Origin of the sequence: Methylobacterium sp. 190mf, from assembly GCF_900107945.1 — a bacterium.
Classification (GTDB): Bacteria; Pseudomonadota; Alphaproteobacteria; order Rhizobiales; family Beijerinckiaceae; genus Methylobacterium.
Window position 1 is genome coordinate 69130 of the sequence record NZ_FNVI01000004.1, and the last position, 22923, is coordinate 92052.

A 22923-nucleotide genomic window follows, 5' to 3' on the forward strand; every position below is an offset into this window, starting at 1 on the left:
CGATGAGGACCACACCGTGAGCGACCTGACGTTCGAGATCCAAAGTCATCCGGCCCCGCGGACCGCCGAGGAGCGGGCCGCGCTGATGGCGAATCCTGGCTTCGGCAAGGTGTTCACAGACCACATGGTGGTGGCGCGCTACACCGCCGGCCGCGGCTGGCACGACGCGCGGATTCAGGCGCGCGAGGCCATCCCCCTCGATCCCGCCGCCGCGGTGCTGCACTACGCGCAGGAGATCTTCGAGGGCCTGAAGGCCTACCGTACCGCGGACGGCGGCGCCGCCCTGTTCCGGCCGGAGGCCAACGCCCTGCGCTTCCGCCGCTCCGCCGAGCGGATGGCGATGGCGCCCTTCCCGGAGGACGCCTTCGTCGAGGCGATGCGCAGGCTCGTCGAGATCGACCGCGCCTGGATCCCCGACACGCCGGACGGCAGCCTCTACCTGCGCCCGTTCATGATCGCCAGCGAGGCCTTCCTCGGGGTCAAGCCGGCCTCGGAATACCTGTTCGTGACGATCGCCTCGGCCGTCGGCTCCTACTTCAAGGATCCGACCGGCACCGTGACGGTGTGGGTCTCGGAGCACTTCACCCGCGCGGCCCCGGGCGGCACGGGCGCGGCCAAGTGCGGCGGCAACTACGCGGCGAGCCTCGCGGCGCAGTCGGAGGCGGCGTCCCAGGGCTGCGAGCAGGTGGTGTTCCTCGACGCGGCCGAGCGCCGCTACGTCGAGGAGCTCGGCGGCATGAACGTCTTCTTCGTCTTCGAGGACGGCACGCTGGTGACGCCGCCGCTCTCGGACAGCATCCTGCCCGGCATCACCCGCGACTCGGTGATCACGCTGGCGCGGGAGGCGGGCCTGACCGTGAAGGAGGAGCCCTACACGATCGACGCGTGGCGCGCCGACGTGCGGGAGGGGCGCCTGACCGAGGCCTTCGCCTGCGGTACCGCCGCGGTGATCACGCCGATCGGCACCGTGAAGGGCCGGGAGGAGAGCTTCACCATCGGGAACGGCAAGGCCGGCCCCGTGGCCCAGCGGCTGCGGAGCCTGCTGGTGGACATCCAGCGGGGCAATTCCAATGACGCCCACGGCTGGTTCCAGAAGATCTTCTGAGAACCGGCGTCCGCCCGCGGCCGTGTGGTCGGGGTCGGGACTGCCGGGTTCGCCGCGAGGACCGGGCAGGCGTCTGCCCGGTCCACGCCCTCGTCCCGAGGTCGCGGCGGGCGTTGCGGACGTTTCGGGCGGTCTTCAGCGGGGCGCGCGGTGACGGATACGGCTGCCGCGCGCGTGACGGACGCGTCGGTCCACTCTCCCGAGCCGCCCATCGGCCCCTGGAACCCGGGCGTCCGGTCCGATCTGCCGTCCGCCTTCCTGCCCCTCGTGACCGTCTACCGGCCGGAGCACGTCGAGACGCCGCTCCGCGACGCCCTGGACCTGAGCGACCTCTGCGGGCTGCCCGCCCGCCAGCTCACCCGGTTCCGGGCCGGGCGCCTCGTCGTCCACGAGGTCCTGATCCGGGTGATGTCGGATCTCTCCGTGCCGGTGGGCGAAGTCTACGCCGATCTCGGCGTGAACTTCCGCGCCATCGTCGCGACCATCCTGCGCGAGGGCATCGAGCCCCGCCTCGCCGAGGTCGGGTCCGCCCTCGACCGAATCCGCGCCGAGGCCGACGCGGTGCTCGCCCGCGAGATCGCCGCCATCCTGCAGGAGAGACCTCCCCCGCCGCCGCCAGAGCCGCGCTGGCTCGACCGCCTGCTCGGGCGCCGCCCGCCGACGGTCCAGGCGCCGCGCGAGGATCTCGCGACCCGGGCCCTGCGCCATCTCGAGAGCTGGCAGCGACGCGCTGCCGAAGCCGGCGACGCCCTGGAGATGGCCGCCTGCGAGGCCCTGCGCGCCGTGGTGTCGGGCCTCATCGCGCGGCAGAATGCGGTCATCCGCGACGCCGCGCTGCTGCGGACCATCGCGGGGACGCTGGTCTCGAACGGCTACGGCAGCCGGCGCGTCGGCGAGCAGATCGAGCCCTGGATCGACGCCGTCGTCGAGGCGCAGCGCTACCGGCGGCTGGCGCCGCAGGATCATCCGGTGGTGATGAACGTGAAGGGCGCCTCGGCGTCCGGAAAGAGCACGATCCGCCCCTACCAGCTCGGCCTCGCCAGGCGGCTGGGCATGGCGTGGTCGGACTTCGCGGTGATCACCCCCGACGTCTGGCGCAAGTACCTCCTCGACTACGACAGCCTGGGCGAAGCTTCGCGGTACGCCGGGACGCTGACCGGCTACGAGGTCGAGATCATCGACATGAAGCTCGACCGCTACGTCACCCGCAAGGCGGCGGAGCGGCGGATCTCGAACCTGCTGATCGACCGGTTCCGGTTCGACAGCTTCCAGGCCGACGCGGGCTCGGACGGCGGCGGCCAGTTGCTCACCCGGTTCGGCGACCGCGTCTACATGCAGTTCATGGTCACGCCTCCGGCCGACACCGTGGAGCGCGCCTGGAAGCGCGGCGAGCTGTTCGGCCGCTACAAGGCCGTCGAGGACCTGCTGGCCCACAACGTCGAGGCCTATACCGGCATGCCGCGCCTGTTCTTCAACTGGGCGCTTGCACGAGACAAGCAGGTGGTCTGCGAGTTCCTCGATAACAGCGTGCCGCTGGGCGAGCGCCCGCGCACCATCGCGTTCTGGGCGGACGGAACTCTCAACATCCTCGACGTGAAGGGGCTGATCGACATCGACCGCTTCCGCAAGGTCGACATCTTCGCCCCCGGGCCCGACGCGGTGTTCGACGGCGCCGACCTCTCGGCCTCCGCCAACACCAGCTTCCTGCGCGAATGCCTGCGCCGGATGGCGGTCGTCCGCTTCGTTCAGGCCGAGACCGGCCGGGCCTTCATGCGTCTCGACCGCGGTCGGATCACGGCGCTGGATCCGGGAACCCTGGCGGCGGTGAAGTCGGGGCCCGATTGGGAGGCCGCCTGCGCCCTCATCGGCTTCCCGGCCGACCCGGCCTCGATCCCCGCCCTCGACGAGATTCTGAGCCCCGCGGAGGCACCGACGCTCGGTGCCTGGGGACCGATTCCTCCGGCCGGGCAAACGGAATAATATCGCCGTCCTGACACTTCACCCGGTCCGTCTCACCCTGGTATATTGCATACCTAGAACGGATGTGCATGATCGTCGGGGCACGAGAGACGCCGCCAGAGCAAGGCCGCGCCGCCCAAGAGAGAGGCTCAGGGATGGAACGCCAGGATTCGCCTTCGGCGAAATGGTGGCAGCTCGCCTTCGGCGTGATCTGCATGGCCATGATCGCCAACCTTCAATACGGTTGGACCCTGTTCGTGGACCCGATCGACCAGCGCTACCATTGGGGCCGCGCGGCGATCCAGCTCGCGTTCACGCTGTTCGTCGCCACGGAGACCTGGCTGGTGCCGGTCGAAGCGTGGTTCGTCGACCGCTACGGTCCGAAGATCGTCGTCGCCTTCGGCGGCGTGATGATCGCCCTCGCCTGGACCATCAACGCCTACGCCGACAGCCTGGCGATGCTCTATCTCGGCGCCGTCGTCGCCGGCATCGGTGCGGGCTCGGTCTACGGCACCTGCGTGGGCAACGCGCTCAAGTGGTTCCCGGATCGCCGCGGCCTCGCCGCCGGCGCCACCGCGGCCGGCTTCGGCGCGGGTGCCGCCATCACGGTGGTGCCGATCGCCCGCATGATCGCGTCGAGCGGCTACCAGGACGCGTTCCTGTACTTCGGCATCGGCCAGGGCGCCGTGGTGCTGGCCCTCGCCTTCCTGCTGCGCAAGCCGTCGACCAACACGCCGGTCCAGCGCAAGAAGACCCGCCTGCCGCAGACCAAGGTCGACCGCAGCCCCCGCGAGGCGGTGCGCACCCCGGTCTTCTGGGTCATGTACGTGATGTTCGTGATGGTCGCCTCCGGCGGCCTGATGGCGGCGGCGCAGATCGCCCCGATCGCCCACGACTTCCAGGTGGCCGGCGTGCCGGTGAGCCTGTTCGGCCTGCAGATGGCGGCGCTGACGCTGGCGATCTCGCTCGACCGGGTCTTCGACGGGTTCGGCCGGCCGTTCTTCGGCTACGTCTCCGACAACATCGGCCGCGAGAACACGATGTTCATCGCCTTCTCGACGGCGGCGCTCGCGGTGATCGTGCTGCTGACCTACGGTCACGTCCCGATGGTCTTCGTCCTGGCCACCGCGGTGTATTTCGGGGTCTTCGGCGAGATCTACTCGCTGTTCCCGGCGACCTGCGGCGACACGTTCGGCTCCAAGTACGCCGCCAGCAACGCCGGTCTGCTCTACACCGCCAAGGGCACCGCGGCCTTCCTCGTCCCCTTCGCCAGCATCCTGTCGGCGGCCTACGGCTGGTCGGCGGTGTTCACGCTGATCATCGTCCTCAACGTGACGGCGGCGGCGCTGGCGATGTTCGTCTTGCGCCCGATGCGGGCCCGTTACCTCGCCTCGGAGGACCAGCCCGCGGCGCTCGGCGCCCAGCCGATCCGGGCGGCCTGATAGGCCCCCCGCCCCACGACGTCGCGCAAGCGACGCCCGACCTTCGCGGATCTCCCGCCCTCCCCCTCCTCGGGAGTGTGGGGGATCCTCCAGCTAGCCGGCGCCGAGAGCCGCCCGTACAAACCGATCCTCCGGGAGATACCGTGATGACCGCAGTCGCCAAGATCGTCCACACCACCCCCGAGGTCGAGGCCGAGCCCGATCTGACCGACGGCTTCCACCTCGTCATCGACGCGCTCAAGCTGAACGGCATCGACACCATCTACGGTGTCCCGGGCATCCCGATCACCGATCTCGGGCGCATGGCCCAGGCCGAGGGGATGCGGGTGATCTCGTTCCGCCACGAGCAGCACGCCGGCAACGCCGCGGCGATCGCGGGCTTCCTCACCCAGAAGCCGGGCATCTGCCTCACCGTCTCGGCGCCGGGCTTCCTCAACGGCCTGACCGCCCTCGCCAACGCCACCACCAACTGCTTCCCGATGATCCTGATCTCGGGCTCCTCCGAGCGCGAGATCGTCGACCTGCAGCAGGGCGACTACGAGGAGATGGACCAGCTCGCCATCGCCAAGCCCCTGTGCAAGGCGGCCTTCCGGGTGCTGCACGCCGCCGATATCGGCATCGGCGTCGCCCGCGCCATCCGCGCGGCCTGCTCGGGCCGGCCGGGCGGCGTCTACCTCGACCTGCCCGCCAAGCTGTTCTCCCAGGTGATGGACGCCGAGGCCGGCCAGAAGTCGCTGGTCAAGGTGATCGATCCGGCGCCTGCCCAGCACCCCGCCCCCGAGGCGATCGCCCGGGCGCTCGAGGTCCTGAAATCCGCCAAGCGGCCGCTGATCGTGCTCGGCAAGGGCGCCGCCTACGCCCAGGCCGATGACGCCATCCGCGCCCTCGTGGAGACCAGCGGCATCCCCTACGTGCCGATGAGCATGGCCAAGGGCCTCTTGCCCGACACCCACCCGCTCTCGGCCGGCGCGGCGCGCTCGACGGCGCTGAAGGACTCGGACGTGGTGCTGCTGGTCGGCGCCCGGCTGAACTGGCTGCTGTCGCACGGCAAGGGCAAGAGCTGGGGCGAGCCGGGCTCGACCAAGTTCATCCAGATCGACATCGAGCCCCGCGAGATGGACTCGAACGTCGAGATCATGGCGCCGGTGGTCGGCGACATCGCCTCCTGCGTGCAGGCGCTGCTCGACGGCATGGGCCAGGGCTGGCAGCAGCCCCCGTCCGACTGGATCGAGACGCTCAAGTCGAAGCGCGAGGCGAACGTCGCCAAGATGGCGCCGAAGCTCATGAGCAACGCCTCGCCCATGAACTTCCACGCGGCGCTCGGCGCGCTGCGCACCATCGTCAAGGAGCGGCCGGACGCGATCCTCGTCAACGAGGGCGCCAACACCCTCGACCTCGCCCGCGGCATCATCGACATGTACCAGCCGCGCAAGCGCCTGGACGTCGGCACCTGGGGCATCATGGGCATCGGCATGGGCTTCGCCGTCGCGGCCGCCGTCGAGACCGGCAAGCCGGTGCTCTGCGTCGAGGGTGACAGCGCCTTCGGCTTCTCCGGCATGGAGGTCGAGACGATCTGCCGGTACGGCCTGCCGGTCTGCATCGTGGTGTTCAACAACAACGGCATCTACCGCGGCACCGACACGGATCCGACCGGCCGCGACCCGGCCACCACCGTGTTCGTGCCGGATTCCCGCTACGACAAGATGATGGAGGCCTTCGGCGGCGTCGGCTACCACGTCACCACGCCGGACGAGCTGACCCGCGCGGTCAACGAGGCGATGAACTCGGGCCGCCCGGCCCTCGTCAACGCCGTCATCGACCCGGCGGCCGGCAGCGAGAGCGGCAACATCGGCAGCCTCAACCCGCAGAGCGGGATCAAGAAGAAGAAGTGAGGGCGAGCCCCTCGCGAGATCTCTGATCCCACACCATCGAAGCTGGGCTCGCGTGTCGAGCCCGGCTCTTTGCCTTGACGAGAACGGCGTCGCGGATCCGCGCGGGACGGTGTTCCGCTGAAGCTCCCGGCCCCCGGGAGACCTTCCCCGCACCGTCATCGCGAGCGAAGCGAAGCGGCCCGGGCCGGCGCGGTCCAGTTCCGCGCGGAGCGCGGGGATGGCTTCGCCGCGCCCGCAGTGACGGCGCCGGATCCGTCATCCGTTCGGTGACGGTGCATCCATGATCGATCCCGACCTCGCCGGCCGCCTGCACTTCCGCCACCGGCTCCCCACCGAGGAGCCCCTCCCCCCGGGCCGGCACGACCTCGGCCTCTTCGCCGAGCGCGACGCGGTGCTGGTGGTCCCCGAGGGCCTCGATCCGCGCCGGCCCTGCCCGCTCGTGGTGCTGTTCCACGGCGGCGGCGGCAGCGCCGAGCGCATCCTGCCGATGCTGGAGGCGCACGCCCGGACCGAGCGCTTCCTGCTCCTCGCGCCGCAATCCCTGTTCCCGACCTGGGACATCGTCATCGCCGGCCACGGGCCCGACCGGGAGCGCGTCGCGGCGGCGCTGGGTCACGTCGCCGACCGGTTCCTGCTCGATCCGCAGCGGCTCTGCTTCGCCGGCCATTCCGACGGCGGCAGCTACACGCTCTCGTCGGGGCTCGCGAACGGCGACGTGGCGAGCCACCTGATCGTCTCGTCGGCGGGGTTCCTGTCGGTGCACCTGCAGGTCGGCGCCCCGCGCATCTTCCTGTCGCACGGGACCCAGGACGAGCAGATCCCGATTGACCGGAGCGCCCGGGTCCACGTGCCGGCCCTGCGCGAAGCCGGCTATCCCGTGACCTACGTCGAGTATGACGGACCGCACGCCCACCAGCCGGCCGTGGTGGCGCAGGCGGTCAGGTTCTTCCTGGCGGATCCGCCCGCCGAGCGCTGAGGGTCAGGCCAGCGCGGCCCGGGCCGGCGCGCGGGCGCGGATCGGCGCCTCGGGCGCGTCGGCCTCGGACAGGAGCGCCGGGATCAGGTCGGTCTGCGAGACGATCCCGACCAGGCGGCCGTCGTCGTTGACCACCGGCAGGTGGTGAAGCCCCGCCTCCGACATCCGCGGCACCAGGGCGGCCACGGGCGTGTCGGGACCGACCGGCTCGACCGCGCTCATGATGTCGGCCGCGCAGCCGTGGGGGGCGCGGCCGCGCTCGGCGGTGAGGCGCAGGCGGCGGCCGAGACCGAGGCGCGGCCCATTCCGGTCCCAGGCGGCCTTGTCGAGCAGGTCGGTCTGCGTGACGATGCCGAGGACGCGCGCGCCCTCGTCGGTGACCGGAAGCGCCTTGATGCGGTGACGGCGCAGCAGCCGCATGGCCTCGGAGAGCGGCGCGTCCGGCGCCACCGCGATCACGTCGCGCGACATGATCGCCGCGCAGGTGATCGGGCCCGAGCGGCGGCCGTAGACCCGCATCTGCACGCGCCGCAGGATCTGCTCCAGGTCGCCCCGATCGACGTCCAGGAGCTGGTCGAAATCCTCCAGCGCGGCGTCGAGGTCCGAGGCCCGGAAGCCGACGCGGGCGTCCGAGGGCGGATCGGCGGTCCGGGGCCCGGCCGGGCGCAGGTGCGGGTAGGCGCGCCCGGTGAGGTTGTTGAACAGCAGGGCGGTGGTCAGCAGCAGCAGCGAGTTGACGGCCACCGGCCACAGCACGAAGCCGTAGCCCAGCTCCCGGATCGCCGGGCCGCCGAGCACCGCCGTCAGCGCCACGGCCCCGCTCGGCGGGTGCAGGCAGCGCAGGGCCATCATCAGCGCGATCGCCACCCCGATGGCGCAGGACGCCGCCACGAACGGGTCGCCGATCCAGGCCGCCGCCGTGACGCCGACGAGCGCCGCCACGATGTTGCCGCCGAGGATCGACCAGGGCTGCGCCAGGGGGCTCGCCGGCACCGCGAAGAGCAGCACCGCCGAGGCGCCCATCGGGGCGATCAGCACCGGCAGGGCCTCGGCCGGGACGGAGACCCGGCAGACGAAGCCGGTCGCCAGGATGCCCACGAGGGCACCGGCCGCCGAGCGCAGGCGCTCGCGCTTGCTGACCGGGGTCAGCTCCGGCAGGAAACGGCTGAGGAATGCGCGCATCGGATCCGGGGCTCGCACGTGAAAAGGACGGCGCCCCGGGGAGCGCCGTCCTGTCTCAGGGTCGCTGAAGTCGGGCGGTCCTTATCAGACCGCGCGGGCCTCGTGCATCGCCCGGATCTGCTCCTGGGTGTAACCCAGGTCTGCGAGCACCTCATCGGTGTGCTCGCCGAGCAGCGGCGACGCCTTCACCTCGACCTGCATGTCGGAGAACTTGATCGGGCTTCCGACGGTCAGGTACTTGCCGAGCTTCGGGTGCGCCACCTCGACGACGGTGCCGCTCTCGCGCAGGGACTTGTCCTCGGCGATCTCCTTCATCGACAGCACCGGCGCGCAGGGGATGTCGTAGGTGCGCAGGATGTCGACCGCCTCGAACTTGGTCTTGTCGGCGAGCCACTCCTCGATCGTCTTGAAGATGTCGAAGATCTTGTCCTGGCGGGCCCGCGGCGTGTTGTAGCCCGGGTCGGTGATCCACTCCTCCTTGCCGAGCGCCTTGCAGATCGGCGCCCAGGCGTGGCCCTGGATCGTGAAGTAGATGTAGGCGTTCGGGTCGGTCTCCCAGCCCTTGCACTTCAGCACCCAGCCCGGCTGGCCGCCGCCGCCCGCGTTGCCGCCGCGCGGCACCACGTCGGAGAACTCGCCGTGGGGGTACTGCGGGTACTCCTCGAGGTAGCCGAGCGCGTCGAGGCGCTGCTGGTCGCGCAGCTTCACGCGGCAGAGGTTGATCACCGAGTCCTGCATCGACACGGCGACCTTCTGGCCCTTGCCGGTCTTGTTCTTCTGGTGGAGCGCCGTGAGGATGCCGATGGCGAGGTGCATGCCGGTGTTGGAGTCACCGAGCGCGGCGGCGCTGACGGTGGGCGGCCCGTCCCAGAAACCCGTGGTCGAGGCGGCACCGCCCGCGCACTGGGCGACGTTCTCGTAGACCTTCAGGTCCTCGTAGTGGTGGCCGTCCGAGAAGCCCTTCACCGAGGCGAGGATCATGCCCGGGTTCAGCTCCTGGATGCGGGCCCAGGAGAAGCCCATCCGGTCGAGGGCGCCGGGTCCGAAGTTCTCGACCATGACGTCGGAGTCCTGGATGAGCTTCTCGAGGACTTCCTTGCCGGCCTGGGTCTTGGTGTCGAGGGTGAGCGAGCGCTTGTTGGAGTTGAGCATCGTGAAGTAGAGCGCGTCCGCGTCCTCAACGTGGCGCAGCTGCGTGCGGGTCACGTCGCCGGCGCCGGGGCGCTCGACCTTGATCACGTCGGCGCCGAACCAGGCGAGGAGCTGCGTGCAGGCCGGGCCGGCCTGGACGTGGGTGAAGTCGATGATCTTGATGCCTTCCAGCGGCTTGCTCATTGGGCGTTCTCCCTGTGCGGTTCGGTGATCGGGTCCTTCGGATCGTCCTGCGGGCTCAAGGCGCCCGACGGGCCGGATCCCGAGGAAGCTTCGAGTTCGGCGACGCGCTGGCGCAGGCGCTTCTCCTCGGCCCAGCGCTCGGTCTCGTCGCGGATCACGGCGACGATCCCGGTCACCCGGTCGGAGGCGTCCCGCACCATCCCCACCGTGAAGGCGATGGAGAGCTGGCGGCCGTCCTTGTGGAGCGCCGGCACCCTCAGGGTCTCTGCCCCGTAGCGGGTGACGCCGGTGCGCATGGTCTTGGCGTAGCCGTCCCAGTGGCGGCGTCGGTGCCGCTCGGGTGTGATCAGATCGAGGGTCTGGCCCAGAGCCTCGGCGGCGGTGAAGCCGAAGATGCGCTCCGCGGCCGGGTTCCAGACCGTGATGGCGCCGTCCGGATCGGACACCACCACCGCGTCGCCGATCGCCTCGGCCAGACCGTGGATTTCGAGGGAACCGGGCGCGGCCAGGGTCGGCCCGGTCGCCGTCATGGGCGCCACCCGGTCGGCAGCGCGGATGAGAGGTGGATCGCGGCAGTCCGGCGCCTTGTCATGGGGCGGCCCTTCCTGAACGTCACGCGCGGAAACGGCGGTAAAATTCCGGTCCCGCATCCTTGAAGGGCTGTCACCCGCCCTCTTCGGTTGGTATTTGGTATGCCAAATGGAGAATGGCGTCAACCGACGGGGTGACAGGTGGCACTTTTCTTCAAGCGACCGGTGGAGCTTTCCGGGCGAGGCCGTCTGCCGACGCGCGCCGTTCGACCGCCGCCGCGCGACGCGGCAAGGCGCTCATGTCCTTCTCAGATTTGCCGCTTTCGGCGAGCAGGACTCCGCCCGTCAGGCAGCTCGGACCGGCGGTTCGGCACACCGCCCGGGAGACCATTTCGGTGATCCGTTTCGAGAAAGTCAGCAAGGTCTACCGGACGGAAGGCCACCGGCGGACCATCCTGGAACAGGTGTCGTTCACCCTGAAGCCGGGCGTGTCCTACGGCATCCTCGGCATAAACGGCGCCGGAAAATCCACCACGATGCGGCTGATCGCCGGCACCGAGGACGCGACGCGCGGCCGGATCCACCGCGGCCTCAGGGTCTCGTGGCCCCTCGGCTTCGCCGGCGGCTTCCATCCCAAGATGACCGGGCGCGACAACGTCACCTTCGTGGCGCGCATCTACGGCGAGGACCCGCGGAAGGTGCTCGATTTCGTCGAGGACTTCTCCGAACTCGGAAGCTACCTCGACGTGCCGATCTACACGTACTCGTCGGGCATGGGCGCGCGGCTCGCCTTCGGCATGAGCATGGCGATCCCGTTCGACTGCTACCTGATCGACGAGATCACCTCGGTCGGCGACGCGCGGTTCTCGAAGCGCTGCGACGAGGTCTTCTCGCAGCGCCGGAAGAACGCCGACATCATCATGGTCTCGCACTCCATGGAGACCATCCGGCAGTGGTGCACGCAGGGGTTGGTCCTGCTGAACGGTCGCGCGATCATCTACGAGGACGTGAACGACGCCATCGAGGTGTACCGGCGCCTCAACGCCTGACCGCGCCGGCGGCGGCCGGACCGCGACGACATGCTTTTGCCGCCTCGCCGTGCGAGAGACGGTCGCGGCGCCGGGTGCGGCGCGCGCGGGATCCCGGTAACGGGTCGACCTTCGAGGCCGGGGAGGCCGGGAATCAGGCCATGAACATGGAGATCCGGAAGGCCGAGGGGCAGCCGGTCACGCCCGCGGACCGCCAGCAGGCGGTGAGCGAGTCGCTGCGGCAGATCGCGCGCATGTCGCGCTTCGCCGACCGCAAGAAGGGCATCCGGTCCTTTCAGGCCGACGCCAAGAACGATCCCTGGATCCCGATCCTGTTCGTCGTCTGCTTCCTGCTGCCGACGCTCGCCGGGGCGGCCTATTACGGCCTGATCGCCTCGGACCGCTACGTCAGCGAGGCGCGATTCGCGATCCGGCCGGCCATCGGCTCCGCCGAGAAGACGTCCTCGGAGACCGGCGGGACGAATTCCGGCATGGCGAACCAGATGGTGGCGCAGGACACGCTGATCACGCGCGAGTTCATCCTCAGCCGTCCGATGCTGGAGCTCCTCGAGGCGCAGCTTCCGCTGCGCCAGTGGTTCAGCAACGAGTCCATCGACTACTTCTCGCGGTTCGATCCGGAGAAGCCGATCGAGAAGTTCGTCCGCTACTGGAAGCGGCGCGTCGGCGTCGAGGTCGAGGCCGGATCCGGCATCTTGTCGGTGGAGGTCGAGGCCTTCGATCCCCAGGAATCCCTCGCCATCGCCAAGGCCATCATGAAGGAGGCCGAGCGCAAGGTGAACGACCTCAGCGTCAAGTCGCGCGAGGATGCCGTCGCCGAGAGCACGCGGGAGCTGCGGCTCGCCGAGGAGCGCATGACCAAGATCCGCCTCGCGACGCGCGACCTGCGCAACCGCGAGGGCGTGCTCGACGCGCAGAAGACGAACGACATCAACGTCAAGATGATCGCCGAGATGCGGGCCTCGCGGATCAACCTCGCGCTCCAGCTCGCGATCGGGCAGCGGGACCTCGGTCCCGACGCCCGCCGGATCATCGACATCAAGCAGCAGATGAAGGACCTCGACGACAACATCGCGCGGATCGAGCGGCAATCCGCCAGCCAGGATCCGGAGCAGAAGCGCCTGCTCTCCGACGCGTTGACCAAATTCGAGGTCCTGGAGAACGACCGCAAGAACGCCGAGAAGTACTATCAGCAGGTACTGACTGCCCACGAGCGCGCGCGCATCATCGCGGCCCGGCAGATCGAGTTCTTCAGCCCGATCGTCGAGCCGGTGAAGGCCGAATCCTCCACCGAACCGCGGCGGCTCCTGATGATCGCGTTGATCACCGCGGGCGCCGGCGTCCTGTTCGGCGCCGCGATGTTCGCCCGGAAGATGATGACCTGACGCGCGTCCCGCCGGGTTCGCCCGGGACGGTCCGGTATCCTCAGCGGCCGGTCCCGGTGCCCCGGTCGACCGCCGCCGGGCCGATGGTGCCGCCGGTCCAGCCCTGGGCGCGCCAGCCTTCGGCGCGCTGGTCGAGATCGATCGATCCCGCTTGGTCGAGAATGGACAGGACGCGCTCGGCCCGGGACTCGTCGGCGCGCACCGTCACCAGGGTACCGCCGCGACGCACGCCCTCGGCGTAGGTCTCGGCCTCGTCGGCGCTGAGGCCCGCGGCGGTCAGGCCGCCGATCAGGCCGCCGGCCGCGGCGCCCACGCCGGCGCCCGTCACGGTGGCGACGAGCCAGCCCGCCGCCGCCACCGGCCCGAGCCCCGGGATCGCCAGGAGGCCCAGCCCAGCGAGCAGGCCGGCGCCGCCGCCCAGGACCGTGCCGACCGTGGCTCCGGTGCCGGCGGAATCCGCCGCGTCCACCGGTCGGGGAACGGCGGTCCCGGGCGCCCGCGGCGGGACCGCGGGCTCGTTGCGATTCGCGATGATGCTGATGTCCGCGTGGGGGATGCCGGCGGCCTCCAGCCGGTCCACCGCCCCCGCGGCGGCGTCGTAATCGTCGAACAGGGCGGTCAGGGCGCGCAGGGCCATCGAGCTCTCCCGGTATGTCCGGGCCTGGGCCCGGAGACGTGGCGGCGGCGCGGGCGGCCCGGACGCGGGCGCGGTCGGATGCCGGATCGACGCTCTCGCCGACCGATCAAGCGATCGCGGCGGCCCGGGTTCCCGCGAGCGCCGGCCCCATCTTAACGCCGCGCTAACCATCCGCTCGGCAGATCTTGCCGGGTACGTCCCGGGCCTGTCCCGGGCGAACGGCAGCGGATGGCAGCGATGGCAGAGACGGCGAGCGTGCCGGCACAGACAGGAGCGGCGGCCGTCCTCGGCCAGCTCGCGCTGCCGACGCGCGGCGATCTCCAGGCGCTGTCGAAGCGGTCGGACCTGCTGTTCGCGACCGGCGTGCTGGGGATCCTGGCGGTCCTCATCTTCCCGTTGCCGGCGATCCTGCTCGACCTGCTGCTGGCCGTGTCGATCATCCTGTCGGTCCTGATCATGATGACCGGCCTGTCGATCGACAACCCGCTGGAATTCACCGTCTTCCCGACGCTGCTGCTCATCGCCACGATGTTGCGGCTCGCCCTCAACCTCGCCTCGACGCGCCTGATCCTCGGGCACGGGCACGAGGGCACGGCGGCGGCCGGGCACGTCATCGAGGCCTTCGGCCACTTCGTGATGGGCGGCAACTTCGTCATCGGGATCATCGTGTTCGCGATCCTGATCATCGTGAACTTCGTGGTGATCACGAAGGGCTCGGGCCGCATCGCCGAGGTCGCGGCCCGCTTCACCCTCGACGCGATGCCCGGCAAGCAGATGGCCATCGACGCCGACCTGTCGGCCGGCCTGATCGACGAGAAGACCGCGAAGGCGCGGCGCGCGGCGCTCGAGGAAGAATCCTCCTTCTTCGGCGCCATGGACGGTGCCTCGAAGTTCGTGCGCGGCGACGCGGTGGCGGCCCTGCTGATCACCTTCATCAACGTGGTCGGCGGCATCATCATCGGGGTGGCGCAGCAGGGCTTGAGCTTCGGCGAGGCCGCCAAGAGCTACACCCTGCTGACCATCGGCGACGGCCTCGCGAGTCAGGTCCCGGCGCTGATCGTGTCGACGGCGGCGGGCCTGCTGGTCTCGAAGGCCGGCGTGCGCGGCGCCGCCGACAAGGCGCTCGGCAAGCAGCTCGCGCACTATCCCAAGGCGCTGGGCATGTCGGCCGCGGTGATGCTGCTGATCGCCCTCCTGCCCGGCATGCCGATGCTGCCCTTCGTCCTGCTGGGCGGCGGGGCCGGCTACGCGGCGTGGCGCATCAACAAGACCGCCAAGCTCGCGCCGCCGCTCGACGCCCTGGGCGCCCCGATGGATGCGGCCGCGGTCGCCGCGGCGAGCGCCGCCAAGGAGGAGACGGTCACCGACCTGCTGAAGCTCGACGACCTCAAGCTCGAGATGGGCTACGCGCTCCTCGCCCTGGTCAACGGCGAGGGCCAGGACCGGCTCACCGACCAGATCAAGGCCCTGCGCCGCCAGCTCGCCGCGGAACTCGGCTTCGTGATGCCGTCGGTGCGCATCCTCGACAACGTCCAGCTCGACGCCAACGCCTACGTGGTGCGGGTCAAGGAGATCGAGGCGGGCACCGGCCGGATCTTCCCGGGCCAGTTCATGGCGATGGATCCGATGGGCGGTCAGGTCCAGCTGCCCGGACAGCACATGCTAGAGCCGACTTTCGGCCTGCCGGCAACCTGGATCGACGCGGCCCTGCGCGACCAAGCGCAGCTCAAGGGCTACACGGTGGTCGATGCCGCCACCGTCGTGTCGACGCACCTGACCGAGATCATCAAGGCCCACGTCTCCGAACTCCTCAACCACGTCGAGGTGTCGAAGCTGCTCCGCGAGCTGCCCAAGGAGCACGCCGAGCTGCTCAAGGAGATCGTGCCGTCGCAGATCTCCACCACCGGCATCCAGCGCGTGCTGCAGTTCCTGCTCGCCGAGCGGGTCTCGATCCGCGATCTCGGGGCGATCGTGGAGGCGATCGCCGAGGTGGCGGGCGCCGTGAAGAATCCCCGCGACGTGGTCGAGCACGTCCGGGCGCGCCTCGGTCGGCAGATCTGCGCGCAGTACCAGGACCCGAACGGCATGCTGCCGATCATCACCCTGTCGCCGGCCTGGGAGCAGGCGTTCATGGAGTCGATCGTCGGCGAGCGCGAGGAGCGCTACCTCGCGATGCAGCCCTCGAAGCTCAGCGAGTTCGTCAACACCGTGCGCGACCGCTTCGAGACGGCGGCGCGCCAGGGCGAGATGCCGGTGCTCGTCACCTCCGCCCAGACGCGGCCTTTCGTGCGCTCGATCATCGAGCGCTTCCGCCGCGAGACGCCGGTGATGAGCCAGGCGGAGATCCACCCGCGGGCGCGGCTGCGGACGGTGAACTCGATCTGAGGACCCAGGGGCCGCGACACCGGCGTGGGCAGACTCGTGCCGGCGCACGGGCCGAGGGAGCAATTACGGGATCGGCGCGCGCCGCGCGCAGACGAAGCGCGCGGGCGAAGCGATCCCGGGTTTCGCGGTGTGGCGCGCGGGGGCCGAGGCGGCGGCGTCACCCCCGCGTCGAGACGGCGGTCAGGCCCTCAGATCGCTTTCTGCTTGAGCTCCCGCTCCAACTCGTGCGCGTCGAGACCGGGAACGACGACGGGCGGTTCCGGCACGGCGGCCGCCTTGGGCCCGTGCGCGGCCGAGCCGATCGCCGCGGCCAGCCGCGAGCGCTCGAAGGCGATCACCACGATCACCGAGACCAGGGCCGGAAGCCAGAAGTAGAAGATCCGGAAGATGATCACCGCCGCGATGATCGCGTCCTTCTGCGCCTCGTCGGTGATGTGCATCGCGGTGATGAACACGATCTCGAACACGCCGAGGCCGCCCGGCGCGTGCGAGGCCAGCGCCACCGAGAAGGAGGCCAGGAAGATCGCCAGGACCGGGATGAAGCCCGGGTTCATCGCCTCCGGCAGGGCGAAGTAGATGATGCCCGCCGCGCCCAGGAGCTCCAGCGGCGCCGCGAGCAGCTGGCGCCCCATGATGCCGGGCCGGGGATATTCGAGCTTGAACGACCGAATGTGCAGCGGCCGCAGGTGCAGGATCGAGCCGATCACGTACAGCCCGACGAAGCCCAGCATGCCGATGCCGACGATCAGCGCGGTCTTGGAATCGGTGAGGAAGCCCGGGAGCTTGCCCTCGAGGCGCGTCAGCAGGTTCGGATCGACCACCAGCGTGAAGCCGCCGAGGAGGACGGTCCCGAGGAAGAACGTGAACGAGCAGAGCGCCACCAGCACGGCGACCTGCGCCGCCGTCAGGCCCTTGGCCGTGTAGGCCCGGTAGCGGACCAGGGCGCCCGAGAAGACCGAGGCGCCGATATTGTGCGAGAGCGCGTAGGTCGTGAACGAGCAGAGCGAGACGAAGAGCCACGAGATGTGGCGCACGCCCAGATGCAGCAGGGCGATCCGGTCGTACCAGGCGAGCGCCGCGTAGGCGACCAGGGTCGACAGGGCCGCCAGCAGGATCCGGTGGGGCGGGATCGCGAGGATCGCGGCCCAGATCGCCGCGAGCGAGGTCGTCTTCAATTCCTGGTAGAGGAAGTAGCCCGATATCACGACGGCCGCGAGGCCGATCAAGGGCCAGATGAACTCGCTGATCTTCTTCATGAACACCGACGCCCTGGGGAGAGCCCCTGATGCGCCGGCACGCGACGCGCTGCAAGCGGCATGGCGCCGCCGCGATCCCCCTTGTCAGGTGATCGTGACGGTTTCGTGCCGCGGAAGCCGGCCGAGCGGTCCGACGGGCCGCGTCAGCCCCGGGCGCGGTTGAGGCCGATCCCGTCCATGGCGGCCTGATCGCGGGCCGATTCGGCAGCGCGCTCGGCGGTCCGCTCGCGGTCGTTCAGGATCTCGACCTTCTTGAGCTCCTCGAACGCCTCGCCCAGCTCGGCCTTCGCCTCGGCGAGCTGACCCTCGAGCGCCTGGGCGGACTGGATCATGTTGTCCCGGCGCGTCGCCGCGGCCCGGGCGTAGGTCGGGTAGGCGAAGTGACCGACGTCGGTGATTCCGGCCCGGGCCTCCTCGACGGCGACCTCGCGATCGAGCTCCACCGCCATGCGCTGGAAGTCGGCCATCATCATCTCGATCTGGGTCACGCGCCGGCGCTTCTCGTCGACCTGGAAGCGGCGCAGGCGGATCAGCGTGTCACGCGATTTCATCAGGACGCTCACTCCACGCAACGCTTGAGGCCGCGCCCGGGATCGTGCCCGGACCGAGCCTGTGTGCGAGCCTGCCCACGGCAAACCCGCCCGGATCCCCCACGTGCACCATGATCGCGCCGAAGCGTTAACGCCCCGGCCCATGGTGCCTAGGCCCTGCCGACGATCTCGGTGAGCCGTGCGTAACCATCGCCGATGGACGTTGCTTCTTCCTTACCCTGCCCCAGAAAAGCCTCAAGATCGGGCATGAGCGCGACCGCCTCGTCGACCTCCTGGGAGGAGCCCGCCCGGTAGGCGCCGAGCCGGATCAGCTCCTCCATGTCGGCGTAGGTCGACAGCAGCCGCCGCGCCCGCCGCACGACCGGGAGGTAGGCCGGGTCGCAGGAGCGCGGCATGGTGCGCGAGACCGAGCGCAGAACGTTGATCGCCGGGTAGCGCCCGCGCTCCGCGATGGCGCGCTCCATGACGATGTGACCGTCGAGGATGCCCCGCACCGCGTCGGCCACGGGCTCGTTGTGGTCGTCGCCCTCGACCAGGACGGTGAACAGGGCCGAGATCGTGCCCTGCCCCACCCCTGGACCGGCGCGCTCGAGCAGGCGCGGCAGCTCCGAGAAGACGGTCGGCGTGTAGCCCTTGGCGGTGGGCGGCTCGCCGGCGGCGAGGCCGATATCGCGCTGGGCCATGGCGAAGCGCGTGATCGAGTCGATCATGCACAGGACCTTGGCGCCCTGATCGCGGAAGTGCTCAGCGACCGACAGGGTCACGTAGGCCGCGTTCCGGCGCATCAGGGCCGGCTCGTCGGAGGTCGCCACCACGACCACCGAGCGCGCGAGCCCCGCGGCGCCCAGATCGTCCTGGAGGAATTCCTGCACCTCGCGGCCGCGCTCGCCCACGAGGCCGATCACCGCCACATCGGCGGCCGTGTAGCGGGCCAGCATCGACAGCAACACGGACTTGCCGACGCCGGACCCGGCGAAGATGCCCATCCGCTGGCCCGCGCACATGGTCAGGAAGGTGTTGATGCACCGGACGCCCAGATCGAGCGGTCCGCCGACGCGTGTGCGGGCGTGGGCGGGGGGCGGGTCCGCGCGCAGGGGGTAGACGTCGGGCCCCTGCACAAGGGGGCCCAGCCCGTCGACCGGCCGCCCGAGGGCGTCGATCACCCGGCCGAGCCAAGCGCCGGAGGGCCGGATCGCGCCGGCCGATTCGTCGCGGACATAGGCGGGGCAGCCGCGCCGCACGCCCTCGAGCGAGCCGAACGGCATCGCGAGCGCCCGATCGCCCTGGAACCCGATGACCTCGCAGGGCACCAGCCCGTGGCCGTTAGCACCCTCGACGTCGACCCGGCCACCGAGTCGCATCGCGGCCACAGGTCCGGCGACCTCCACCAGCAGGCCGCGGATCGCCACGACCCGCCCGAACGTCTCCAGCACCTCGATCCGCTCGAGGGCGGCCTGCGCCGACGCGAGCGAAGCAACGGATCTTGCCGGATCCTGTGTCATCGGCCTGGCTCTCAACGCTTCGTTTACCGGCCTCCTTAACACTGCGGGTCACGGGCTCGTAGCGGCTCGATCCGGGGCGCGACCACAATCGCGCCCGACGAAGTCGTACCGGTGTGTCCGACGGACAACACCGGGGATCGAACCGTTGCGCAGGAAGTACTTACGCCGAAGGGGGCGAGCGGCCTGGACGGGGGCGGATCGGAATCGGGGCCGAGGGCGAGGCCGGAGGAACGGTGTTTCTCCTGTCAAGCTCGCGGAACTTCGAACGAGACGCTTGCGGGCAGGAATCAGGTTTTGTTAACGATTAATCCATAGCGTTCCACGTCAAGAGCGACGGAGCGCCCGTCCACAGGCCGGTGGCGGGCGAAGGCTGGGACGTGTCTGCGCGCTGATGCGGCCGGCGGGGCTGGGGACCGACGATGCGGGTACTTTTGATCGAGGACGACAGCGCGACCGCGCAGAGCATCGAGCTGATGCTCAAGTCCGAGAACTTCAACACCTACACCACCGACCTCGGGGAAGAGGGTGTCGATCTCGGTAAGCTGTACGATTACGACATCATCCTCCTCGATCTGAACCTGCCCGACATGTCGGGCTACGAGGTGCTCCGCTCGCTGCGCGTGGCGAAGGTGAAGACCCCGATCCTGATCCTCTCCGGCATGGCCGGCATCGAGGACAAGGTGAAGGGCCTCGGCTTCGGCGCCGACGACTACCTCACCAAGCCGTTCCACAAGGACGAGCTGGTGGCGCGCATCCACGCCATCGTGCGCCGCTCGAAGGGCCACGCCCAGTCGGTCATCACCACCGGCGACCTGATCGTGAACCTCGATCAGAAGACCGTCGAGGTCGGCGGCGCCCGAGTGCACCTCACCGGCAAGGAGTACCAGATGCTGGAGCTCCTCTCGCTCCGGAAGGGCACGACGCTCACCAAGGAGATGTTCCTGAACCATCTCTACGGCGGCATGGACGAGCCCGAGCTGAAGATCATCGACGTCTTCATCTGCAAGCTGCGCAAGAAGCTCGCCAACGCCAGCCAGGGCAAGAACTACATCGAGACCGTCTGGGGCCGCGGCTACGTGCTGCGCGAGCCGATGGACGGCGAGGAGCGCATGGCGGTCTGATCCGCCGGTCGCACCGTCTCGTGAAAAACCCCGCGCGGTCCGGCCGCGCGGGGTTTTCGCGTTCCGGCGGTGTCCGCAGCCCTCACCGCGTCCCGGTGGCCGAGAAGACCTGCGCGGCGGGCGCGATCACCACGTAGCCGCCGCAGGGCGCGGCCCGGCTGATCACCGCGCTGGCGACACCCCAGATGTACGTGCCGCGGCGATCCTGCGCGACGACCGGGCCGCCGGAATCGCCGAAGCAGACCCGGGCACCGTTGGCCCGCGCGATGGTCAGCCCGGTGCTGCTCGCCGCCACCGGCGTCAGCGTGGCGGTGCGCAGGCGCCCGACCGTTCGGCCGGAGAGGCCGGCGCCGGCGATGCGCAGGCTCTTGGGGACCCGGCCGGGATCCGCCGCCAACGGAACCGGCCGCCGGTCGCGCACCGGCTCGGTCAGGCGCAGGACCGCGAGGTCGAGGGAGAGGTCGGAGAGGCTGACGCCCGACGCCTCATTCGGCAGCATCTCACCAGGATCGGGACTGTAGCGGGCCGCGACCCGCGCCCCGTAGACCGGCCGCGCCGGCTCGCTGCCCCGGAAGAACACCACGAGCGCGCCCAGCGGATCGCCGTTCACGCAATGGGCCGCGGTGAGCACGAGATCCGGCGCGATGAGCACGCCGGTGCAGCGGGTCAGCTTCAGCGCCTCCTCGGGCTGGGTGATCGTGCCGATCGCCACGGTGGCCTGCGCCAGGGCATCCCGGCCGGCGGCCGAGCCGCCGTCGATCGCGGCGGCCGGGCCCGACAGGCCCAGACCGAGGGTGAGCGCCGACGCGGCGGCGGCGCGTCGCGCCCCGATGGTCCGGAAGGTCGTCCCGAAGCTGGTCCCGAAGCTGATCACGTGCTGCTCATCCCCGCCGCGAGCCCCCGGACCACAGATGCCGCCCGCGCGGCGCCGCGCAAGCCGGCGCGAGGACGCGGCCGCCGTCACGTCCGTGTCATCGGCGGCCGGCTCGGCGATCAGCGCGCCACCGTCCAGGTCGTGGTGCCGTCCTTGTTGTCCTTCACGGCGACGCCCATCGCCGCGAGAGCGTCGCGCGCCCGGTCCGAGGCGGGCCAGTCCTTGGCGGCCCGCGCCGCCCGCCGCTCGGCGATCAGCGCCTCGACCGCCGCGACGTCGACCCCGGACGCCGCGACCTGATCCTGCTCGCGGTCGCTGCGGGTGCGCGCGAGGAAGCCCAGCAGGTTCGCGCCGGCGCGGAGCGCCCCGGGCTGCGCCTCCGCACCGCTCCCGAGCCGGTGCAGCTCGTTGATCGCGGCCGGCGTGTTGAGGTCGTCGCAGAGCGCCTCGACGACCCCGGCGGGGATGTCGGGCGCCGAGGGCGCGTCCCCGGCGGCGTTGTACCAGCGATCGAGCACGCGGGCCGATTCCTCGAGGCCGCGCAGGGTCCAGTCGATCGGCTGCCGGTACTGGGTCTTGAGCATGGTGAGGCGCACGACCTCGCCCGGCCAGTCCTTCAGCACGTCGCGGATGGTGATGAAGTTGCCGAGCGACTTCGACATCTTCTCCCCCTCCACCTGGAGGAAGCCGTTGTGCAGCCAGACGTTGGCCATCACCGGCGTGCCGAAGCAGCAGCGGGACTGCGCCACCTCGTTCTCGTGGTGCGGGAAGATCAGGTCGATGCCGCCCGCGTGGATGTCGAAGGTCCGGCCGAGATGCTTGGCCGACATGGCCGAGCACTCGATGTGCCAGCCCGGGCGGCCGGCGGCGGCGATGCCGGCCGGCGACGGCCAGGACGGCTCGCCGGGCTTCGCCGGCTTCCACAGGACGAAGTCGAGGGGCGAGCGCTTGTAGGGAGCGACCTCGACCCGGGCCCCCGCCTCCATCTCATCGAGGGGCCGCTTTGACAGGCCGCCGTAATCCGGCATCGAGGGGACGTCGAACAGCACGTGGTCCTCCGCCACATAGGCGTGGCCGGCCCGGACCAGGGCCTCGATCATCGTCACCATCTCGGCGATGTGGTCGGTGGCGCGGGGCTCGACGAAGCGGGCTCGCGCGCCCGGCACGTTCACGTCTTCCGGCATGAGCACGCCGAGGTCACGCACGTCGCGGTGGAACTGCGCCAGCGTCCCGTCGGTGAGTTCGCGGATGGTGATGCCGCGCTCTGCCGCCCGGGCGTTGATCTTGTCGTCCACGTCCGTGACGTTGCGCGCGTAGGTGACGTGCTCCGGCCCGTAGAGGTGGCGCAGCAGGCGGAACAGCAGGTCGAAGACGATGATCGGCCGGGCGTTGCCGATATGGGCGGCGTCGTAGACCGTCGGGCCGCAGGCGTAGACGCGGACATGCTGCGGGTCGATCGGCGCGAACGCCTCCTTGGCGCCGGTGAGCGTGTTGTAGAGCCGCAACATCGGCGCCATGAAACCCATCCCTTCTCCGGCGCCGGGGATGACGTCCGGCCCGGAGCCGTGGCCGGAAATCCGGCCCTGCCTTCAACGACCTGAGGGCCCCGCGCGGCGAAGAGCGGCCGAAACGTGGCGGATCGGCCAGCCCCGGCGCGGCACCCTGTTGCATCGCGGCGACGGCGCGGCCCGCGCGATGGGGCTAACCCAAAAGCGTGAGGAATTCGAGATGGCTTGCGCGCCACG

At 70.4% G+C, this 22923-nt stretch carries 18 protein-coding genes; 9 read left to right on the forward strand and 9 right to left on the reverse strand.

Features of this window, described 5'->3' with window-relative positions; genetic code table 11:
- The first annotated feature begins 16 nt into the window (after positions 1 to 16).
- From C4T42_RS05980 to C4T42_RS06000, 5 genes are all read left to right on the forward strand, one after another.
- Complete coding sequence (locus C4T42_RS05980) at positions 17 to 1105, forward strand: branched-chain amino acid aminotransferase (RefSeq protein WP_020092892.1); 1089 nt, start codon at positions 17 to 19, stop codon at positions 1103 to 1105.
- Between the two features lie 174 nt (positions 1106 to 1279).
- Positions 1280 to 3085, forward strand: a complete 1806-nt coding sequence (locus tag C4T42_RS05985) for a hypothetical protein (protein WP_103984868.1) — start codon at positions 1280 to 1282, stop codon at positions 3083 to 3085.
- Positions 3086 to 3219: 134 nt separating this feature from the next.
- Positions 3220 to 4506, forward strand: a complete 1287-nt coding sequence (gene oxlT / locus C4T42_RS05990) for an oxalate/formate MFS antiporter (protein ID WP_020092894.1) — start codon at positions 3220 to 3222, stop codon at positions 4504 to 4506.
- Between the two features lie 146 nt (positions 4507 to 4652).
- Entirely contained in the window at positions 4653 to 6398 is a 1746-nt protein-coding gene (oxc, locus tag C4T42_RS05995) for an oxalyl-CoA decarboxylase (protein ID WP_020092895.1), read from the forward strand.
- Between the two features lie 280 nt (positions 6399 to 6678).
- Positions 6679 to 7374: a hypothetical protein gene (locus tag C4T42_RS06000; RefSeq protein ID WP_042675230.1), complete on the forward strand. Its 696-nt coding sequence runs from the start codon at positions 6679 to 6681 to the stop codon at positions 7372 to 7374.
- Positions 7375 to 7377: 3 nt separating this feature from the next.
- Here the strand turns inward: C4T42_RS06000 and C4T42_RS06005 are convergent, their stop codons facing one another.
- The 3 genes from C4T42_RS06005 to C4T42_RS06015 all read right to left on the reverse strand — a co-directional run bounded on the left by C4T42_RS06005 (position 7378) and on the right by C4T42_RS06015 (position 10421).
- Positions 7378 to 8556 carry an HPP family protein gene (locus C4T42_RS06005; protein WP_103984869.1) on the reverse strand — a complete coding sequence of 393 codons (1179 nt, stop codon included), beginning with the start codon at positions 8554 to 8556 and terminating at the stop codon, positions 7378 to 7380.
- Between the two features lie 84 nt (positions 8557 to 8640).
- Positions 8641 to 9891 carry a formyl-CoA transferase gene (gene frc, locus C4T42_RS06010; protein ID WP_020092898.1) on the reverse strand — a complete coding sequence of 417 codons (1251 nt, stop codon included), beginning with the start codon at positions 9889 to 9891 and terminating at the stop codon, positions 8641 to 8643.
- The gene (locus tag C4T42_RS06015) at positions 9888 to 10421 is read right to left on the reverse strand and encodes a PAS domain S-box protein (protein WP_244603175.1); all 534 of its coding nucleotides are present in this window, start codon (positions 10419 to 10421) and stop codon (positions 9888 to 9890) included. The genes frc and C4T42_RS06015 overlap by 4 nt, the downstream gene beginning before the upstream one ends.
- Before the next feature lie 395 nt (positions 10422 to 10816).
- Between C4T42_RS06015 and C4T42_RS06020 the strand changes: the two genes are divergently transcribed.
- The gene (locus tag C4T42_RS06020; RefSeq protein ID WP_012322467.1) at positions 10817 to 11470 is read left to right on the forward strand and encodes an ABC transporter ATP-binding protein; all 654 of its coding nucleotides are present in this window, start codon (positions 10817 to 10819) and stop codon (positions 11468 to 11470) included.
- 140 nt (positions 11471 to 11610) lie between these two features.
- Positions 11611 to 12852: a capsule biosynthesis protein gene (locus C4T42_RS06025; RefSeq protein WP_042675235.1), complete on the forward strand. Its 1242-nt coding sequence runs from the start codon at positions 11611 to 11613 to the stop codon at positions 12850 to 12852.
- Positions 12853 to 12892: 40 nt separating this feature from the next.
- Here C4T42_RS06025 and C4T42_RS06030 read toward each other — a convergent pair whose 3' ends face one another.
- Positions 12893 to 13489, reverse strand: coding sequence for a hypothetical protein (locus tag C4T42_RS06030; RefSeq protein WP_042675231.1), 597 nt, complete (start codon positions 13487 to 13489; stop codon positions 12893 to 12895).
- Positions 13490 to 13726: 237 nt separating this feature from the next.
- Here C4T42_RS06030 and flhA point away from each other — a divergent pair, with 237 nt between their 5' ends.
- Complete coding sequence (gene flhA, locus C4T42_RS06035; RefSeq protein ID WP_020092902.1) at positions 13727 to 15874, forward strand: flagellar biosynthesis protein FlhA; 2148 nt, start codon at positions 13727 to 13729, stop codon at positions 15872 to 15874.
- Positions 15875 to 16062: 188 nt separating this feature from the next.
- Here flhA and C4T42_RS06040 read toward each other — a convergent pair whose 3' ends face one another.
- The 3 genes from C4T42_RS06040 to fliI all read right to left on the reverse strand — a co-directional run bounded on the left by C4T42_RS06040 (position 16063) and on the right by fliI (position 19183).
- On the reverse strand, positions 16063 to 17130 hold the full coding sequence (locus tag C4T42_RS06040; RefSeq protein WP_020092903.1) for a lysylphosphatidylglycerol synthase domain-containing protein: 1068 nt from the start codon (positions 17128 to 17130) through the stop codon (positions 16063 to 16065).
- A 143-nt stretch (positions 17131 to 17273) separates the two neighbouring features.
- Positions 17274 to 17681 (reverse strand): flagellar export protein FliJ, encoded by a 408-nt coding sequence (gene fliJ / locus C4T42_RS06045; RefSeq protein WP_012322462.1) that lies wholly within the window; start codon positions 17679 to 17681, stop codon positions 17274 to 17276.
- Between the two features lie 149 nt (positions 17682 to 17830).
- Positions 17831 to 19183 (reverse strand): flagellar protein export ATPase FliI, encoded by a 1353-nt coding sequence (fliI, locus tag C4T42_RS06050; RefSeq protein ID WP_020092905.1) that lies wholly within the window; start codon positions 19181 to 19183, stop codon positions 17831 to 17833.
- Between the two features lie 419 nt (positions 19184 to 19602).
- On the opposite strand from fliI, the gene C4T42_RS06055 reads away from it, so the two are divergent.
- Complete coding sequence (locus tag C4T42_RS06055) at positions 19603 to 20304, forward strand: response regulator transcription factor CtrA (RefSeq protein ID WP_010683835.1); 702 nt, start codon at positions 19603 to 19605, stop codon at positions 20302 to 20304.
- 82 nt (positions 20305 to 20386) lie between these two features.
- On the opposite strand, the gene C4T42_RS06060 is transcribed toward C4T42_RS06055, so the two are convergent.
- Together C4T42_RS06060 and cysS are read right to left on the reverse strand one after the other, a co-directional pair.
- A complete protein-coding gene (locus tag C4T42_RS06060) occupies positions 20387 to 21178 on the reverse strand; it encodes a trypsin-like serine protease (RefSeq protein WP_020092907.1) in 792 nt (263 codons plus the stop codon).
- 119 nt (positions 21179 to 21297) lie between these two features.
- Positions 21298 to 22695: a cysteine--tRNA ligase gene (gene cysS / locus C4T42_RS06065; protein ID WP_020092908.1), complete on the reverse strand. Its 1398-nt coding sequence runs from the start codon at positions 22693 to 22695 to the stop codon at positions 21298 to 21300.
- Positions 22696 to 22923: the final 228 nt, after the last annotated feature.

Excerpts from the sequence above, each read along its gene's own strand:
- oxlT (WP_020092894.1), top strand. The coding sequence starts at position 3,220 with ATGGAACGCCAGGATTCGCCTTCGGCGAAATGGTGGCAGCTCGCCTTC.
- oxc (WP_020092895.1), top strand. The coding sequence starts at position 4,653 with ATGACCGCAGTCGCCAAGATCGTCCACACCACCCCCGAGGTCGAGGCC.
- C4T42_RS06000 (WP_042675230.1), top strand. The coding sequence starts at position 6,679 with ATGATCGATCCCGACCTCGCCGGCCGCCTGCACTTCCGCCACCGGCTC.
- C4T42_RS06005 (WP_103984869.1), bottom strand. The coding sequence starts at position 8,556 with ATGCGCGCATTCCTCAGCCGTTTCCTGCCGGAGCTGACCCCGGTCAGC.
- frc (WP_020092898.1), bottom strand. The coding sequence starts at position 9,891 with ATGAGCAAGCCGCTGGAAGGCATCAAGATCATCGACTTCACCCACGTC.
- C4T42_RS06015 (WP_244603175.1), bottom strand. The coding sequence starts at position 10,421 with ATGACGGCGACCGGGCCGACCCTGGCCGCGCCCGGTTCCCTCGAAATC.
- C4T42_RS06025 (WP_042675235.1), top strand. The coding sequence starts at position 11,611 with ATGAACATGGAGATCCGGAAGGCCGAGGGGCAGCCGGTCACGCCCGCG.
- C4T42_RS06030 (WP_042675231.1), bottom strand. The coding sequence starts at position 13,489 with ATGGCCCTGCGCGCCCTGACCGCCCTGTTCGACGATTACGACGCCGCC.
- flhA (WP_020092902.1), top strand. The coding sequence starts at position 13,727 with ATGGCAGAGACGGCGAGCGTGCCGGCACAGACAGGAGCGGCGGCCGTC.
- C4T42_RS06040 (WP_020092903.1), bottom strand. The coding sequence starts at position 17,130 with ATGAAGAAGATCAGCGAGTTCATCTGGCCCTTGATCGGCCTCGCGGCC.
- fliJ (WP_012322462.1), bottom strand. The coding sequence starts at position 17,681 with ATGAAATCGCGTGACACGCTGATCCGCCTGCGCCGCTTCCAGGTCGAC.
- fliI (WP_020092905.1), bottom strand. The coding sequence starts at position 19,183 with ATGACACAGGATCCGGCAAGATCCGTTGCTTCGCTCGCGTCGGCGCAG.
- C4T42_RS06055 (WP_010683835.1), top strand. The coding sequence starts at position 19,603 with ATGCGGGTACTTTTGATCGAGGACGACAGCGCGACCGCGCAGAGCATC.
- cysS (WP_020092908.1), bottom strand. The coding sequence starts at position 22,695 with ATGGCGCCGATGTTGCGGCTCTACAACACGCTCACCGGCGCCAAGGAG.